The sequence below is a fragment of the Mesorhizobium sp. L-8-10 genome, from assembly GCF_016756635.1.
Classification (GTDB): Bacteria; Pseudomonadota; Alphaproteobacteria; order Rhizobiales; family Rhizobiaceae.
In genome coordinates this window covers 4,705,590-4,722,805 of record NZ_AP023263.1, presented here as the reverse complement: position 1 = coordinate 4,722,805, position 17,216 = coordinate 4,705,590, and the positions used below count along the sequence as shown (strand labels likewise).

Annotated in this window: 12 protein-coding genes; 3 read left to right on the top strand and 9 right to left on the bottom strand. The window is 66.3% G+C overall.

Going from position 1 to position 17,216, the window contains the following annotated elements; all coding sequences use genetic code 11:
• Positions 1–4: 4 nt before the first annotated feature.
• From JN280_RS21715 to JN280_RS21705, 3 genes are all read right to left on the bottom strand, one after another.
• Positions 5–682 carry a thioesterase domain-containing protein gene (locus JN280_RS21715; protein ID WP_244741872.1) on the bottom strand — a complete coding sequence of 226 codons (678 nt, stop codon included), beginning with the start codon at positions 680–682 and terminating at the stop codon, positions 5–7.
• A gap of 93 nt (positions 683–775) precedes the next feature.
• On the bottom strand, positions 776–1,360 hold the full coding sequence (locus tag JN280_RS21710; protein ID WP_202305100.1) for a protein-S-isoprenylcysteine O-methyltransferase: 585 nt from the start codon (positions 1,358–1,360) through the stop codon (positions 776–778).
• Positions 1,357–2,553 carry an alpha/beta hydrolase gene (locus JN280_RS21705; RefSeq protein ID WP_202305099.1) on the bottom strand — a complete coding sequence of 399 codons (1,197 nt, stop codon included), beginning with the start codon at positions 2,551–2,553 and terminating at the stop codon, positions 1,357–1,359. The genes JN280_RS21710 and JN280_RS21705 overlap by 4 nt, the downstream gene beginning before the upstream one ends.
• Before the next feature lie 231 nt (positions 2,554–2,784).
• Here JN280_RS21705 and JN280_RS21700 point away from each other — a divergent pair, with 231 nt between their 5' ends.
• Positions 2,785–4,638, top strand: coding sequence for a monovalent cation:proton antiporter-2 (CPA2) family protein (locus JN280_RS21700; protein WP_202305098.1), 1,854 nt, complete (start codon positions 2,785–2,787; stop codon positions 4,636–4,638).
• A gap of 142 nt (positions 4,639–4,780) precedes the next feature.
• Here the strand turns inward: JN280_RS21700 and folK are convergent, their stop codons facing one another.
• The 3 genes from folK to folP are packed head-to-tail and all read right to left on the bottom strand — an operon-like array spanning position 4,781 to position 6,498.
• Positions 4,781–5,296, bottom strand: coding sequence for a 2-amino-4-hydroxy-6-hydroxymethyldihydropteridine diphosphokinase (gene folK / locus JN280_RS21695; RefSeq protein ID WP_202305095.1), 516 nt, complete (start codon positions 5,294–5,296; stop codon positions 4,781–4,783).
• A complete protein-coding gene (gene folB, locus JN280_RS21690; RefSeq protein ID WP_202305094.1) occupies positions 5,280–5,639 on the bottom strand; it encodes a dihydroneopterin aldolase in 360 nt (119 codons plus the stop codon). The genes folK and folB overlap by 17 nt, the downstream gene beginning before the upstream one ends.
• A gap of 4 nt (positions 5,640–5,643) precedes the next feature.
• Positions 5,644–6,498 (bottom strand): dihydropteroate synthase, encoded by an 855-nt coding sequence (folP, locus tag JN280_RS21685; RefSeq protein WP_202305093.1) that lies wholly within the window; start codon positions 6,496–6,498, stop codon positions 5,644–5,646.
• Between the two features lie 154 nt (positions 6,499–6,652).
• On the opposite strand from folP, the gene JN280_RS21680 reads away from it, so the two are divergent.
• The gene (locus JN280_RS21680; protein WP_202305092.1) at positions 6,653–7,270 is read left to right on the top strand and encodes a DUF922 domain-containing Zn-dependent protease; all 618 of its coding nucleotides are present in this window, start codon (positions 6,653–6,655) and stop codon (positions 7,268–7,270) included.
• 47 nt (positions 7,271–7,317) lie between these two features.
• On the opposite strand, the gene JN280_RS21675 is transcribed toward JN280_RS21680, so the two are convergent.
• The 3 genes from JN280_RS21675 to JN280_RS21665 form a co-directional block, all read right to left on the bottom strand.
• On the bottom strand, positions 7,318–8,343 hold the full coding sequence (locus JN280_RS21675; protein WP_202305091.1) for an NAD(P)/FAD-dependent oxidoreductase: 1,026 nt from the start codon (positions 8,341–8,343) through the stop codon (positions 7,318–7,320).
• A gap of 65 nt (positions 8,344–8,408) precedes the next feature.
• Positions 8,409–8,729, bottom strand: a complete 321-nt coding sequence (locus JN280_RS21670) for a 2Fe-2S iron-sulfur cluster-binding protein (protein ID WP_202305090.1) — start codon at positions 8,727–8,729, stop codon at positions 8,409–8,411.
• Positions 8,730–8,891: 162 nt separating this feature from the next.
• Positions 8,892–9,266 carry an Hpt domain-containing protein gene (locus JN280_RS21665; RefSeq protein WP_202305088.1) on the bottom strand — a complete coding sequence of 125 codons (375 nt, stop codon included), beginning with the start codon at positions 9,264–9,266 and terminating at the stop codon, positions 8,892–8,894.
• 289 nt (positions 9,267–9,555) lie between these two features.
• Here JN280_RS21665 and JN280_RS21660 point away from each other — a divergent pair, with 289 nt between their 5' ends.
• Entirely contained in the window at positions 9,556–17,142 is a 7,587-nt protein-coding gene (locus tag JN280_RS21660) for a kinesin (RefSeq protein ID WP_202305086.1), read from the top strand.
• The last annotated feature ends 74 nt before the right edge of the window (positions 17,143–17,216 follow it).

Sequence of the window (17,216 nt, the reverse complement as noted above, 5' to 3'; positions counted from 1 at the left end):
CCGGTCAGGACTTTGCCTTGCCCGTGCCCATGCCGGGCCGGATGATACGAACCACGTTACGGATCACTTCCTCGTGGATGTCGGCCTGTTTCTCGATGTTGAAATGACCGATGTTCTGCGCCTCTGAGTAGTCCTTATTGTCGAGAGCCCCGTGGAAACCGGCGGCGCCGACGAGTTTCTCGCCCCAGCCGTGGGTGGCGAAATAATAGTTGGCCACCTTCTCCACATTGCCGGGAACCGGCTCGGGTGCGGTCGCCGCAAAGGTGACCAGGTACTGGACCTCGATGTTGCGCGCGCGAAGCCGTTCTGCGATCAGTATGGCAGCGTTGGCGCCCAGCGAATGGCCGATAAGGACGACGGGCTTGCGGCCATGACGCTTCTGGTTCGCGATGATGGTCGACGCCGCCGATTCCCAGGCGCCATGGCCGATAACCTTCACGTCGATGCCATGCTCGACGAGCTTCGCTCCAAGCTCGTCGAGGCCACGCGAGAATATGTCGGCGAAGCCGCGCAGCAGATAGATATCGCCCGCATGAACCTGCTTCGCCGCGGCGCCCGCATACGCGGCCGGTCTGTTGACCTGCGCCGGCCTGCCTTCGGCATCGGCGCCGGCGGCGACAGCCACTGCGGCCAGCACGCCCAATACCAGCCTCACGGAAACCCGAAAGGGTATCGCTGTCACGATCGATCAAGCCCCGCCCAAGAATCTGGGGCGCTTACTGCATAAACATTGCTGCGAAGTCGAGCAGCCCGCCTGCAACCCACGCGATCGTGATCAGAAGACCCGTGGTATAACGCGTCCGGTCCGTGCCGCGTACTTGTCATAATCCGCGCCGAACGTTCGTCGCATAAGCTCCTCCTCGCGGCCGACGCGATAGAAATAGAGGAGTCCGACTCCCACGAGACCGGCAAACCCGGCAGCGAAGTTCGGGATCAGGAAAGCCTGCGCGATCGCCCAAAGCCAGAACGACGAATACATGGGGTGGCGGACATATCTGTAGAGCCCGTCGGTGACCAACTGGTGCCTTTCGCGGATTTCGAGCGTCACCGACCAGTTCTTGCCGAGCTGCCGATGGCTGACATGGAACATCACGAGGCAAAGAACCAGCAGCGCCGTGCCGATCCAGCCCATCCAGGGACGGAAGGTATAGTCCGCGGCAGCAGGGAAGCCTGTGGCCATATAGATCACCGGGATAAGCGCGAGGCCGACGCCGGCGGCCACCAGCACGATCCGGTCTCCCAGGGAGCGGCCGTCGCTGACAACGGCGATCCTGCGCGATCGCCGCTGATGAGGCCACCGTATGGCGAACCAGGCGATCAGGCCGGCAATCCAGACCGCGTGGGCGAAAGTCTGCGTCATATCGTGCCCTCCTCGGAGAGACCCGCGCCGACGATGCTCTTCTCGGCACGGACCCGCAGGGACACCGGGCCGCAACAGACCATGAAGAAGTCGTAGAAATAGCGCTTGGTGTTGCCGAAAATGTACTGGTAATGCACGCGGAAGAAATTGCGCTTGATGCGCTTGTAGGTCGCGTCCTCCAGCATGTCACGCATACGAACCTGCCGCACGAGCGGAAACGGCAGGTTCTCGCCGGCCCGGCGCGGGCTGAGCTCCATCAATGCTACCGGATCGGTCTTGTAGAAATTGATGACGTCCGTGAGGCACTGGATCTCGACCCAGTCGATCCGACCGTCGTCGACCAGCGTCTGCACCTTCCGTCGGAAGGCGCCAGCCGCCGGATGAAGTCCGATCTTGAGAGCCGTCGAGCCTAGTGTCAGCACGCACACGCGCGCCTTGCGACGTGCCAGAAGCCGGTCGGCGGCAAGCGCGTGGCCAGCCACGTCCAGGATCAGAGCGCCGCCGGTGCTGTGGCCGACCAGCAGGATCTCGTCATAGTCGAACTGCACGGCCTGTGCCGCGATCAAGTCGCCGCAACGCCGGAGCTGCGCATCGGCGTCCGGCCGCCGACCGCGCAGATAGTCGCGCGAGAAGGACCACAGATCCATGAGGTGCGTGATCGACCAGCGCCTGCCCAGCGTGGCGAGCAGACCGAAGAAAACGATGAGCCCGGCGGCCGCGCCGAGCGGCAACGCGCCCGGCATTCCGTTCCGTACCAGCCACCGGCCGACAAACGTCCCGGCGGCCGCGAAGACGACGAGCATGAAGAAGGGGTAGAGCATGTAGAGGCCGAAGCGCCAGCTCGCCGCGAAGAGCCGAAACAGCGTGCCGCTCGCGACATAGTCGGCGAACATCACCAGATATTTCCACAGGCGCTTCGGCAGCGGCGTGGCGAAGTCTCCCAGCACGATCCTGTCGAGCACGAAAAAACTGAAGTCCGTCTCGGTCGCCCAGTTGCCGGCGCTGGTCCGGATTGCAACGCGGCCAACTTCGCCGTCCGGAGATAGTTCGACGGGGGAGATGGAGGTCGACACGCCCCAGATCCTGTTGGAGCGCGCGATCTCCTTGTCGAGCCGGCCGAAGAAGGATTCAGCCGTCTTCGGGTCGTATCCGCCGATGAAGAAGACGGCACGCCGGGTAATCCTGTCAGTCATGGCAATTCGGGATCATCGACTTCGCGATCGCGCGAGGAGCGGAGCTCGACGCAGCGCCGCCGCTTCTACCCGGGCCGCTCACCGGCTTGCAAGCATCGAACGGCGCCCGTTGAAGGATTGCGGTCATGGGAACACTGGCAGGGTAGTCAGGTTGCCTTTGCTCATTCCGCTGCTCATAGTCTATGACGAAGCGCCCGCACACGGCGTATCATAGATGGAGATTACCTGAGCATGGCAGCCGAAGCGACCGGAAACGATCTGGTTCATGTTGTCGCGCTGCTCGGCGCCGCGGTCGTCGTCGTGCCGATCTTCAGGCGCCTTGGCCTGGGCTCTATCCTCGGCTACCTCGCCGCCGGACTGCTGATCGGCCCGTTCGGCCTCAAGATCTTCTCCGATCCCGCGGCGATCCTCCATGTCGCGGAGCTGGGCGTGGTCATGTTCCTGTTCATCATAGGGCTCGAAATGCGGCCTTCGCGGCTATGGAGCCTGCGTGCCGAGATCTTTGGCCTCGGTGCGTTCCAGGTCGGCCTGTGTGCCGCGATGCTTACCCTGCTCGGACTCGCCGGCGGTTTTCCGGCAGCCGTGTCCTTCGTCGCCGGCGCCGGCTTCGTGCTGACCTCCACGGCGATCGTCATGCAGTCGCTCGAGGAGCGCGGCGACATGTCTTCGCCGCGCGGTCAGCGCATGGTTGCGATCCTGTTGCTGGAAGATCTGGCGATCGTGCCCCTGCTGGCCGCGGTCGCGTTCCTTGCTCCAGCCACCGGCGGGGAAGAAACCGGTCTTGCGGCGCGCTTCACCTCGATCGCAATTGGAGTCGGCTCCATCGTCGGCCTCGTCGTCGCCGGCCGCTACCTGCTCAATCCCCTTTTCCGGGTCCTCGCCGATTCGCGCGCCCGCGAGGTGATGACGGCTGCCGCCCTGCTGGTGGTGCTCGGCTCCGCGCTCGCCCTCCAGCTCGGCGGCCTGTCGATGGCAATGGGCGCCTTCCTCGCTGGCGTGCTGCTCTCCGAGTCGACCTTCCGCCACCAGCTCGAGGCCGACATCGAGCCGTTCCGCGGCATCCTGCTCGGCCTCTTCTTCCTGGCGGTGGGCATGTCGCTCGACCTCAGCGTCGTCGCCAGCAACTGGCAGCTCGTTGCGGTCTATGTCGTGGCCTACATGGTCGTGAAGGCGCTTGGCATCTATGCGGTGGCGCGCATCCTGCGGTCGAACCATCGCGAGGCGCTCGAACGCGCGGTGATGATGGCACAAGGCGGAGAATTCGCCTTCGTGCTCTACTCCTCCGCCATGAGCGCCGGCATCATCGACGGCGAGGCGAATGCCGTGCTCACCGCGATCATCATCATTTCGATGGTGCTGACGCCGCTGGCGCTGCTCATGCTTCGACTGCTGACACCGGCCGAAAAAGTGTCGCTCGACGGCGTCGACATGGTCGAGGAACTGAACGGCTCCGTGCTCGTCATCGGCTTCGGCCGTTTCGGCCAGATCGCCAGCCAGCCGCTGCTTCTCAACGGCGTCGATGTCTCGATCATCGACAACGATGTCGAGATGATCCAGGCAGCGGCGAATTTCGGCTTCAAGGTCTATTATGGCGACGGCACGCGCCTCGACATCCTGCATGCCGCCGGCGCCGGGCGGGCGCGCGCCGTGCTCGTCTGCGTCGACAAGGGCGACATCGCCGTCCGCATCACCGAACTGATCAAATCTGAATATCCGCTCGTGCCGGTCCTCGTCCGCGCCTTCGACCGAGGCATCGCACTGCAGCTCGTCAGCGCCGGAGCGGACTATCAGCTCCGCGAGACCTTTGAATCCGCCCTCGTCTTCGGCCAGCGGACGCTCGAAACGCTGGGGGTCGACACCGAAGAGGCGGCCGATCTCATCGCCGACGTGCGCCGCCGCGACGAGGGGCGTTTCGAGGCGCAGCTCACCGGCGGGCTGCAGGCGGGCCGCGGCTTCATGAAGGGCAATATGCCGGTGCCGGTGCCCACCCCGCTGACCCCGCCGCGCCAGACCGGCCGTGCGATGAACGAGGAGACCGCCGCCGTGCTGGACGAGGCGGCGAAGGCCGGCGCCTCATCGGTGTGATGCCAACGGCAATGCCGTTGGCATCGGGCGCGCACCTACGGCCTGCAGTCTCGCGTGTAGAAGGATTCACGCGACACGCTGCAGGTTTGATTTTGGGCATGTCTTTTCCCCGAAACCGCTACACACTTTCGGGAGACATGCTTTATGCCTTCCACCAGTCGTTTCCGGCTAGCAGCCTTTCGATGCCGGTCCGGTCGATGGTCGCGGCCCGTTCGGCGGCCTGGCTTCCGGCAATCATCAGACCTGGTGCGATCTCGGCCAGCGGCACCAGCACGAAGGCGCGCTCGCCCATGCGCGGATGGGGGAGCTCCAGCCCGGGCTCATGCAGTTCGACCTCACCGAAGACCAGGAGATCGATATCGACGATGCGCGGCCCCCAGCGCTCCTTGCGGACCCGCTTCAACGCCCGCTCTGCGGCCAGGCAGAGATCGAGCAAACCGTGCGGCGTCCGGCGCGTCGCGATCTCGGCGGCGCTGTTGAGGAAGTCGGGCTGGTCGAGCTTGCCCCAGGGTGGCGTGCGGTAAAGGGAGGAGACGGTGACCACGCGGGTCAGCGGATCCTCGTCCAGCATGCGCAAGGCAGCCCCCATCGACTTCGCGGGATCGCCAAGATTGCCGCCGAGACTGAGAAAGGCGCGCTGCTCACTCGGGCCAGGCAACGGTCACCTCGACATGGTCGAGCACGCCCGGGACCGGCGCGTTCGGCTTGCGCACGGTGATCTCCGCGCGCTTGATCTGTGGGAAGCGATCGACCAGGGCCTTGGCGACATCAAGCGCCAGTGCCTCGATCAGGAAGCGGCGTTCGCCGGTGACGATCTTCTCGATCACACCGAAGGCCACGCCATAATCCACGGTGCCGGCGATCAGATCCTCCTCCAGCGCGCGTCCGGGATCCACCGCCAGCACAGCGTCGACATAAAAACGCTGCCCCAGCTTTTCTTCCTCGTCATGCAGGCCATGGCGGGCAAAGAACGCGCAGTTCTTCATGCGGATCACATACATGGCTTCAGCATTCCGTCGGGTTCGAGGTGTCCTGGGCGGCGAGGATAGCATCCGCGACAGCGAGAGCGTCCACATTGGTTGCGACATCGTGGACGCGGAAAAGCGCAGCGCCCTTCAGCCGCAATATGGCGCTGGTCGCCGCCGTGCCGACGTCGCGGCGCTCCGCCTCGCGGCCGGTAATGGCACCGACGAAGCGCTTGCGCGAGGTTCCCGCCAGGAGAGGAAAGCCGAGCGCGTGGAGTTCCTCGAAGCGGGCTATCAGCGCGACGTTCTCCTCGGTTGTCTCCTTGCCGAAGCCGAAGCCCGGGTCGAGCACGATCCTGTCGTGGGCGACGCCGGCAGCGCCGGCGATCTCGAGCGACCTTCGCAGGAAGTGGAACTGGTCAGCGATGACATCGGCGCATCTCTCGCGGTTGCGCGACGTGTGCATGATCACCAGGCCGGCGCCGGTCTCGACAGCGACCCTGGCGATGCCGGGCTCACGCTGCAGGCCCCAGACGTCGTTCACGATATGCGCACCGGCCGCGACGGCGCGACGAGCGGTCTCTTCGCGATATGTATCGACGGAAACCAGCATGCCACTCCCGGCGAGAGCTTCGATCACGGGAAGGATACGCGCCTGTTCTTCGGCCGCCGAAACGGCCGCGGCGCCTGGCCGCGTCGATTCTCCGCCGACATCGACGATCGCCGCGCCCTCCGCCGCCATGCGTTCAGCCTGCGCCAGCGCTGCCTCGGCCGCAACGAAACGCCCCCCGTCGGAGAAGCTGTCCGGCGTCACGTTCAATATCCCCATGACCAGCGCCTTTGCGCCGATGTCGATGTGGCGTCCATGCGCCAGATGCCAACGTATCGTCTTCATGGGCCGATCCGGTTTCGGCGCCTTGTGCGGTCGGCGTATCCGAAATGCAACGGCCTTTTCATATTCGGGCGCAATATTGCGCATCCGTCCCATATTGGCGCATTTGCCGTTGCGCGTCATGGCCGGGTCGAGCAAGGTGGAGTTCGAGGTGTCCATGAAAACAGCTTTTCTCGCCGCCGGCTTCCTGGGCCTGGCCCTTTTTCCGGCGCAGGGCGCTTCCATCGCAAAGAGCTACAGCTACTTCACGATCGGCGGCAGCACGCTGGAAGAGATCGAGAACGAGCTGAGCGTACGCGGTCCACAGGTCAAGAGCACCGGCCGTCGCCATCCGGGCGCCACCCAGATGGAGTTCACCTCGCGCATCACCTATGCCACCGACCAGAAGGGCCGCTGTTCGGTGAACGACGCCAAGGTGACCGTCCGCGCCAAGATGATCTTGCCGCGCTGGAAGCAGCGCGGCAAGGCGGAGCGCGATGTACGCCTCATCTGGGACACGTTGTCGTCCGACATCAAGCGGCACGAGGAAAGCCATGTCGTCATCGCCAAGAACCATGCGCGCGACATGGAGGAGCAATTGAAGCAGATCGGGCGGCAGAAGGACTGCGCAACCGCCCAAGCGAAGGCGCAGGCCGTGTCGAGCAGGGTGCTGGCCAAACACGACGCCGCCCAGGACCGCTTCGACAGGATCGAAGGCATGAATTTCGAGAACCGGATCCTGTCTCTGCTGAAGTACCGGATGGAGCAGATCCGCGCGAGCCAGAAACGGCAATAGCGCCGCGAAGGAGCTTGCCCCGCAGGCGGGGTCCTGTGACGTTGGGTTCAGGCCACTCCCAGCTTCTTCTGCAGGCTGGTCGACGACGTCGTGTATTGGAAGACGATCCGCTCGCCGGGGCTGACGATCCGCTTCGCCGCCTGCGCCATCAGCGCCGCTTCGTGGAAGCCCGACAGGATCAGCTTCAGCTTGCCCGGATACCAGTTGATGTCGCCGATGGCGAAGATGCCGGGCACCGAGGTCTGGAACTTCTCGGTATCGACCGGGATCTGGTTCTCGTGCAGGTTCAAGCCCCAATCCGCGATCGGCCCCAGTTTCATGGTGAGGCCGAAGAACGGAAGCAGCCGCGTGCACGGGACTTCGACATCGCCGCCCGGTCCCTTGACCGTCGCGGAGCGCAGCAGCCCGTCATTGCCGGCAAGGGCCGTCACCTGCCCCACCTGGAAATCGAGCTGCTTCATCTCCTGCAGCGCGTACATCTTGTTGACGCTGTCGGGCGCAGCGCGGAATTCCGGCCGCCTGTGGACGAGCGTCACGCTCCTTGCGACCGGCTGCAGGTTGAGCGTCCAGTCCAAAGCGGAATCGCCGCCGCCGACGATGACAAGGTCGTGTCCGCGGAACTCCTCCATGCGGCGCACCGAATAGAAGACGCTCCTGCCCTCATAGGCCTCGATGCCGGGTATGGGCGGCCGCTTCGGCTGGAACGAGCCGCCGCCGGCGGCGATCACCACCACCTTCGCCTCGAACACCTCGTCCTCGTCGGTGGTGACGCGAAAGCTGCCGTCGTCGAGTTGCGCCAGCCCGGAGACCATGCGGTTGAAGGTGAACTCCGGGTGGAACGGAGCGATCTGTTCCATGAGCTTGTCGACCAGCCCCTGGGCCGAGATCGAGGGATAGCCCGGGATGTCGTAGATGGGCTTTTCCGGATAGAGCTCCGCGCACTGTCCGCCGGGCCGGTCGAGAATGTCGATGAGATGACATTTCATGTCGAACAGGCCGAGTTCGAACACGGCGAACAGGGCCACCGGTCCCGCACCGATGATCAGGATGTCGGTCTTCTTGGGCGAGCTCATGCGTCCTCCAGGAGGCTCCGGAAGCCGGCCCGGAGCGTGCAGGCCGGGTCACCCGGCGCGAGGTGCTAACCTTGCCGTTCGGGAATGCGCACGACAAGACCGTCGAGCTCGTCGCGCACCTTGATCTGACACGACAGCCGCGAATTCGGCCGAACGTCGTAGGCGAAATCGAGCATGTCCTCTTCCATCGCCTCGGGTTCGCCGACGACCTCGGACCAGGCTTCGTCGACATAGACGTGGCAGGTCGCGCAGGCACAGGCGCCGCCGCATTCGGCCTCGATCCCCGGGACGGCGTTGCGGATGGCGTTTTCCATGACCGTCGACCCGTTCTCCGCCTCGACCTCGAACTGCGTGCCGTCAAAGGCGATATAGGTAAGCTTGGTCATCAGCCGGTCCCGCATGGAAGAAACCATGCCGAGATAATGACTCCCGCACGCATGTCAACTGCGGCCAAAAAGCGGCATCGAAGCGCCATGCGCCTCGCTTGGACGTACAACGAATGCTCGCCGCTATCCAGTCGTGGATCGTCGATCCCCAGGGAAGGTCCGTCAGCGGCTGATGGAGGCGATGAAGTCGCGCGCTTCCTCGATCAAGGCGGAGAGATGTCTGACCGCACCGCTATCGTCGGGCTGCGTCTCGATCCTGCCCACACAGTCGGCGATTGCGAAGGCGCCGACGCCTCGCGCCGCGCCCTTCAAGGCATGCGCCAGGCGGAGCCGCTCCACGGGGCTCGCCGCTCCCAGTTGATCGCAAACGGAGACCGCCTGCTGGACGAAGAGATCGAGGACCTCGCGCTCGATCTCGCGATCCCCCAGCGTCTGCCGTGAAAGGTGTGCCAAATCGATCGGACGCGTACAGGCCTTGCGGGACGACTCGCCGCCCGGCCGGCCGAACGCCGCCGTTCCGTCTCCACCGAGAGTCATCGGGGCACCCCCCAATCAATGGTTGATATCATTGCTCAAACTAGGGCGTTCTTGTGGACAACGGGTTAATGTTTGTCGGTTATTGAAAGCGCCAGAAAGCGGCGAAAAAGCGCCGGTTCCTACGGGGCCGTTAACCTTATGTTTAAACTTTTAAGCATGTGGTGGTTTGCGTGTTCCCTTTACCGGCCTGTGCCACTACGATACGGCAGGACCATAGTGAGCCACATGTGCGGACCGAAAACAGCCGGAAAACGGCGGCTGCGCACAGCGAGTACAGGGTAACGGCGGCATGGCGCAGAAACCGACGACCACGAAGAACCTCGATCAGGAGGTCGCCAGGGAACTCGAGAAGGCTCTGGATCTCGATCTATCCGAGGACAGCGGCGACCTCGACATAGCCGCCTCCATGGAAGACCTCGAGGCGCAAATTTCAGCCGCCGCCGACGAACTCGCCCGCGAGAGCCGCAACGGCAAGCAGACCGTCTCCGCAGCTTCCGGGCAGACCTCCGCTCCCGCCGCGCAGCAGAGCGCGGCGAAGGCTCCCACGGCGAAGGCCGGGGCGAAGCCGGCTGAGCAATCCACGATGCCGAAGGCCGCGCCGCTTCCGCAGAGCCAGCCGACATCCGCCCAGGCGGCCCCGACACAGTCGGCGATCGCACAGCCGGCGGGCCTGGCCCCGGCCAATGACGACCGCCAGAAGGACTATCGCACGCTGCTGCACGGCATGAACCGTCGTGCCTCGCGCACTGTCTACTGGATCGTCGCCCTGCTCACCGCCGGCTGGCTCGGCCTCGGCGCCGCGATCGGCCACAAGCTGCTCGGCCCCGAGATCTGGCAGATCCGTTCGATCGAGCAGGTCGCGGACCGCCCCTATCTCATCGTGCTGCTCGTGGCCATGCTGGTGCCGCTGATCGTGTTCTGGGCCTTCGCCCTGATGATCCGCCGCGCCCAGGAAATGCGCCTTGCCGCGCAGTCGATGACGGAAGTGGCCTTCCGCCTCGCCGAACCGGAAAGCATGGCGCAGGACCGCATCATGACGGTCGGCCAGGCCGTGCGCCGTGAGGTCGCCGCCATGGGCGAAGGCATTGAGCGCACCATTGCGCGCGCCGTCGAGCTGGAGACGCTCGTCCACACCGAGGTCAACGAGCTCGAACGCGCCTATTCCCAGAACGAGGTTCGCATCCGCTCGCTCGTCGACGGGCTCGGCTCCGAGCGCGACGCCGTCGTAAGCCACGCCGAGCGCGTCCGTTCGTCGATCAGCGGCGCGCACGAGACGCTGCGCGAGGAGATCAGCTCCGCGAGCGAAACCATTCGCGACAGCATCCTTTCCGCTTCGACCAAACTGTCGATGACGATCACCAATTCCGGCGACACGCTGATCGACCGGATCAACGAAAGCGGCGCGTCGCTCTATGAATCGATCGACACGCGCATGGACACGATCGCGAACCGCATCAGCACATCAGGCGAGGCATTCGCCAGCCTGCTCGATACGCGGATCGCACGCCTGACCCAGACCACCGACGACGCCACGCGCTCGCTTTCCGACATGCTCGACGAACGCACCAGCGGCATGGTGTCCCTGCTCGGCGGGGCGACCAAGTCGCTGAATTCCGAGTTCGAGGCGCGGCTGCAGGGCATCGAGCGCACGCTGGCCGAACGCGGTCAGGCGCTGATCACCGAGTTCCAGACCCGCGCCGAGGCGCTCGATACCGGAACGCAGAAGCTGAACGCAGCGCTCGAAGCGCGCGCGCGGCAGATCAACGAGACGCTCGTGGAGCGCGCTCGCGAGATTTCCGACGTCTACTCCAACAGCAAGCAGACGCTGTTCTCGATGATCGACGAAGGCAAGGCCCGCATCGGCGCCGAGATGGCCGATATCGTCATGTCGACGTCGACCATGTTGGAGGCGCGGGCCACCGACTTCACCGGCCGCCTCGAAGCGGCCCGTCAGGGAGTATCGAAGGCTTTCGACGCCGACATCCAGAAGCTGGCCGAGGCTCGCTCCGGTCTCGGCGAGGCGATCGAGGAGCAGACGCGCCGGATCGGCGAGAGCCGCGAGCGCATGGCCGCCGCCCTGCAGGCCGACCTTCAGAAATTCGCCGATGGCCGCGCCACGATCGACGCCGCTGTGGGCTTCCAGATCCAGAAGCTGTCGGAGGGGCGCAACCTCCTTACCCGGGCGCTGGAAGACGACTTGCGCAAGATCAACGAGCAGCGCTCTGCCATCGACGCATCCCTCGGCGAGCAGCTCGAACGCCTGGAACAGGGCCGCGGCAACCTCGCCCGGGTGCTGCAGGACGACTTGAACAAACTGTCGCAATCTCGTGCCCACCTTGACGAAATGGTCGCCGGTCATGTCGGCAAGCTGACCGAGGGGCGCAACATGCTGGCCAGCGCCCTCGAAGCCGATCTCGAGAAGCTCGCCGAGAGCCGCTCCGGCATCGACGGTATCGTCGCCGGCCAGGTCGAGAAGCTCGCCGAGGGTCGCGACATCCTGAAACGCGCCCTCGAAGCGGACCTGAACAAGCTCGCAGACACCCGCGCCGAGATCGACGGCATCGTCACGGCCCAGGTCGGCAAGCTGGCCGAGGGCCGCAACATGCTGAAGCAGGCGCTGGAGGAGGATCTCCACAAGATCGCCGAAAGCCGCGCCGGCATCGACGGGCTGGTCACCGGCCAGGTCGAGAAGCTGGCGCAGGGGCGCGACATCCTCACCCGCGCGCTTGAAGCCGACCTCGTCAAGCTCGCCGACGCCCGCGGCGAGATCGACGGCCTCGTCACCGCCCAGGTCGCCAAGATCGCCGAGGGCCGCGACCTTCTCAAGCGCGCATTGGAGGACGATCTCGGCAAGATCGCCGAAAGCCGCGCCAGCATCGACGGAATCGTCGCCGGGCAGGTCGAGAAGCTGGCGCAGGGGCGCGACATCCTCACACGCGCCCTCGAGGCCGACCTGGCGAAGCTCGCCGACACCCGCACCGAGATCGATGGTCTGGTCGCCGCCCAGGTCGGCAAGATCGCCGAGGGCCGTGACGTGCTGAGGCAGGCGCTGGAGGAAGATCTCCGCAAGATCGCCGAGAGCCGCGCCGGCATCGACGACGTCGTCACCGGCCAGGTCGAGAAGCTGGCCGAGGGCCGGGACATCCTGCGCCGCGCACTCGAGGCCGATCTCGCCAAGCTCGCCGACACGCGCGCCGAGATCGACGGCATCGTCGCCGCGCAGGTCGGCAAGCTTGCCGAAGGCCGCGAGGTGCTCACCCGCGCGCTGCAGGATGACCTGCGGCAGATCGCCGAGAGCCGCACCAGCATCGACGACATCGTGACGGGGGAACTCGAAAGGCTGAACCAGGGTCGCGATATCCTCAAGCAGGCGCTCGAGGAGGACCTCCAGAAGATCGCCGAGAGCCGCGCCGGCATCGACGGCATCGTCGCCGGCCAGGTCGAGAAGCTTGCCGAGGGCCGCGACATCCTGCGCCGCGCGCTTGAGGTCGACCTCAACAAGCTCGCCGACGTCCGCACCGAGATCGACGGCCTCGTCGCCGCCCAGGTCGGCAGGATCGCCGAGGGACGGAACGTACTGAGCCGTGCGCTGGCAGACGATCTGCAGAAGATCGCCGACACCCGCACCGACCTCGACGACCTCGTCACCGCCCAGCTCGGCAAGATCGCTGAGGGGCGCGACGTGCTCACCCGTGCGCTGCAGGACGACCTGCGACAGATCGCCGAGAGCCGCACCAGCATCGACGACATCGTCACCGGGCAGCTCGAGCGGCTGAACGAAGGCCGCGATTTGCTCAAGCGAGCGCTGGAAGAAGATCTCCAGAAGATCGCCGAGACGCGGGCCGGCATCGACGGCATCGTCTCGGGCCAGGTCGAGAAGCTCGCGGAAGGCCGTGACATCCTGCGTCGCGCGCTCGAGGCGGACCTCAACAAGCTCGCAGGCGTCCGCGCCGAGATCGACGGTCTTGTCGCCTCCCAGGTCGGCAAGATCGCCGAGGGACGCGACGTTCTCAGCCGCGCGCTGGAGGACGATCTGCAGAAGATCGCCGAGAGTCGCGCGAGCATCGACGACATCGTCGCCGGCCAGGTCGAAAAACTCGCCGAAGGCCGCGATCTCCTCACAAGGGCGCTCGAGGCGGACCTGCGCAAGCTCTCCGACAGCCGCTCCGAGATCGACGGCCTTGTCGCCGCCCAGGTCGAGAGGCTGGCGGAAGGCCGCGACATTCTCACCAGGGCCCTGGAGGACGATCTCGGCAAGATCGCCGAGAGCCGCGCCGGCATCGACGGACTTGTCACAGGCCAGGTGGAGAAGCTGGCCGAAGGCCGCGACATCCTTCGCCGCGCGCTGGAAGCGGATCTGCAGAAGATCGCCGGGGCCCGCTCCGAGATCGACGAGGTCATCGCCGGCCATGTCGGGAAGCTGGCCGAGGGCCGCAGCCTTCTCGCCAGGGCGCTGGACGAAGATCTCGGCCGGCTGGCCGAGACCCGCCGGGACATGGACGCCACCCTGTCGCAGCATATCGAGACGATCGCCGACAGGCGCAGCCTGATCACCGACGCGATCGCCGCCGATGTCGACAAGATCGAGGAGGCGTTCCGTCGCCAGACGGGCGTCATCGAGGAGCGCACCGGCACGATGGAACGTGCGCTTGCCACGGGCATAGACAATGTTCGCGGCGTCCTGGAACGCAGCGCGGTGGTGGTTGCCGGAGCACTGCGCGAGAAGGTCCTGGAAGTGACTGCGGCCCTCAACGAAGAAGCGGGCAAGGCCTTCACCGACGCCGATCGCCGGATCGCCGAGCGTGCCGCCCAGACCTCCGAGGAACTGCTCGAAAGGGCCGGCGACATTGCCCGGGCCTTCGAGGATGCGGATCGGCGCCTCGCGGCTCGCGCCACCGAGACATCGGACAACCTGATCGCCCGCGTCGAGGAGACCGCGGGTCTGCTGTCGATGCGCGCCGGGGACATGGCCCGCGTCTTCGACGATGCCGACCAGAAGCTCGTGGCCCGCACCGCCGAATCCGCTTCGGCTCTCGCGGCCCGCGCCGGCGACATACTGCGCAACTTCGACGAGGCCGACCAGAAGCTCGGCCTGCGCATCGGCGAGTCCGCCGAGGCCCTGGCCGCCCGCGCGGCCGAGCTCGGCCGCATCTTCGACGCGGCCGACGAGCGGCTCGCGGCCCGCGTCGCCGAAAGCGCCTCGACCCTCAGCAGCCAGGCCGGCGACGTCGTCCGGCGCTTCGAGGAAGCCGACCAGAGGCTTGGAGAGCGTGCCGCGGCCACCGCCGACGCGCTCGCCGGTCGTGCCGGCGAAATCGGCCGCCTCTTCGACAATGCAGACCAGCAGATCGCCGCCCGCGTCGAGCAGACTGCGGAAGCCCTCTCCGGTCGCGCCGCCGAGATCAGCCGTGTCTTCGAGAGCGCGGACGAGCGCATCGCCGCCCGCATCAACGAGACGGCGGCATCGCTCGGCGGACGCGCCGTCGAGATCGGTCGTGTCTTCGCCGCCGCCGACGACAAGATCGCAGCGCGCGTCGAGCAGACGGCCGAGGCGCTCTCCGGCCGTGCCGCGGAATTCGGCAAGGTCTTCGAGCAGGCCGACGAGAGGCTGGCGGCGCGGGTCGCGGCCTCCGCCGAGAGTCTGGTCGCTCGCGCCGACGATGTCGGCCAGGTGTTCGACAGGGCCGATCGTCAGATCGCCTCGCGTGTCGAGCAGACGGCCGCAGCACTCTCCGGTCGTGCAGCCGAGATCGGACAGGTCTTCGAGCAGGCCGACGAGCGCATCGCGGCACGCGTCAACGAGACGGCGGCTTCGCTTGCCGGCCGTGCGATCGAGATCGGCCGGGTCTTCGAGACGGCCGACCGCGAGCTCGCGGCGCGCGTCAGCGAGAGTGCCGCCACGATCGGCGCCCACGCCGCTGACGTCGCCAATGTCTTCGCCGACAACGAGCAGCGTATCGCCACTCACGCAAGGCAGGCCGCGGCGGATCTCGATGCGCGTGCCCAGTCGATCGAGGACGCTCTCGCCGGAGCCGGCGAACGGCTCGCCGCGAGCGCCGATGCCACGGCCGCCCGCGTTGGCCAGCGCATGGCGGCAGCGGAAGAGCGGCTCGCCCAGGGCGCCTCGCTGGTCGGGCAGAAGCTCGGCGAGCAGGTCTCGGCCGCCGAGACCCAGCTCATGGCGCGCGCCGACGTGATCGCCGAAACCTTCACCAAGGTCGGCCAGCACATCGGCCAGAGCACCAACGAGGCCGCGCGCACCATCGGCGCCAACACCCGCGAGCTCAATGCCATGCTGGCGGCACGCTCGGCCGAGATCACCAAGATCCTCGACGAGACGGCCCGCCCGCTGGTCGACCGCTTCGCCCAGAGCGGCGGCGAACTCCAGCGCAGCATGGAGGAGGTCACCGACAAGGCGACCGAGCGACTGAGGGCGGAGAATGCCACGCTGGTCAACGCGCTCGCCAACCGCACGGCCGAGACACTGTCGGCCGTCGATGGCGCCCGCTCGGGCCTGGCCAAGGGCGTATCCGACCTCATCGACCGCCTCAGCGCGTCCAGCCGCCAGCTGAGCGAGCTGATCGAGCTGGCCTCCGAGAACCTCACCGGTATCGACGAGCGTCTCACCACCAGCACGCGCAGCTTCGCAACAACCACGGAGCGGGCGGCGCAAACCTTCGCGAGCTCGGCACGGCTGGTCGATTCCAACACGCAGCGCCTCACGGAGCTGTCGTCGAACACGCTCAAGGAAGTGGCTTCCATCGCAACGCGCTTCGACGAGCACAGCCGCCTCCTTGCGAGCGCCTCTGATCTTCTGACCTCGGCGCAGTCCAATCTTGAGCACACCCTCGAGCGCCAGACGACGCTGGAGGATCTGGCCGTGGGGCTGGTCAAGAAGTCGGAGGACCTGGAGAAGGTGATGAAGTCGTTCGAAGGCCTCGTCGGCCAGGCGCTGGACAAGGCCGAGGGGCGGACCGTGGCGTCGGCCGACAAGATCCGGGCTACCATCGCCGAAGTCGTCGAAGCCGCCACGCAGCGCTTCGCCGATGCGACCGAGGACATGCGTAGGACCGCCGGCACGATCCGCACCGAGCTCGAACAGACCCGCGCGGAACTCAAGCGCGGCGTCATCGACATGCCGGTCGAGGCCAAGGAGTCGACCACCGCGATCCGCCGCGCCGTGACCGAGCAGATCAATGCTCTCAAGGAACTGTCCGATATCGTCGCGCGCTCCGGCCGCACGACCGATGTCGGCGATCGCAGCCTCAGCCGCGCTGCGCCTGCTCCCACGGCTCCGGCGGCTCGCGCGCCCGAGCCGCCGCGGCGTGCCCAGCCGGCTCCGGCGGCGGCACCCGAGCGGCGCACGCTCGACCCGGACCGTTCCGCAGCCCGACCGCGTGAGGGCGCGCAGCAGAGCGGCTGGGTGAGCGACCTGCTGCGCGGCGCTTCCCGCGACGAAAGCGGGGCTGCCGCGGCGACGACCGTGGCCGAGACGACGCCCCGCGCCGCGCCGGCGCAGCGCTCGCCGCTCCATGTGGTGGAATCGCTGAACTCTCTGTCTGTCGACATCGCCCGCGCGATCGATCACGAAGCCTCGATTGAACTGTGGGATCGCTACCGCCGCGGCGAGCGCGACGTCTTCACCCGTCGCCTCTACACGCTGAAGGGCCAGCAGACCTTCGACGACATCCGCCGCAAGTACCAGTCGGAGGCGGAGTTCCGCGCCGCCGTGGACCGCTATTGCGACGATTTCGAGAAGCTCCTGCGTGACGTCGCCCGCAACGATCGCGACAACATCATGACGCAGACCTATCTCACCTCCGACACGGGCAAGGTCTATACCATGCTCGCGCATGCGAGCGGGCGGCTTCGGTAGCCGGCAGCGAACGGATCGCGAAGCGAACGGCGGACAGGCTCCCTGTCCGCCGTTCGCTTTTCAGCAATGAGAAT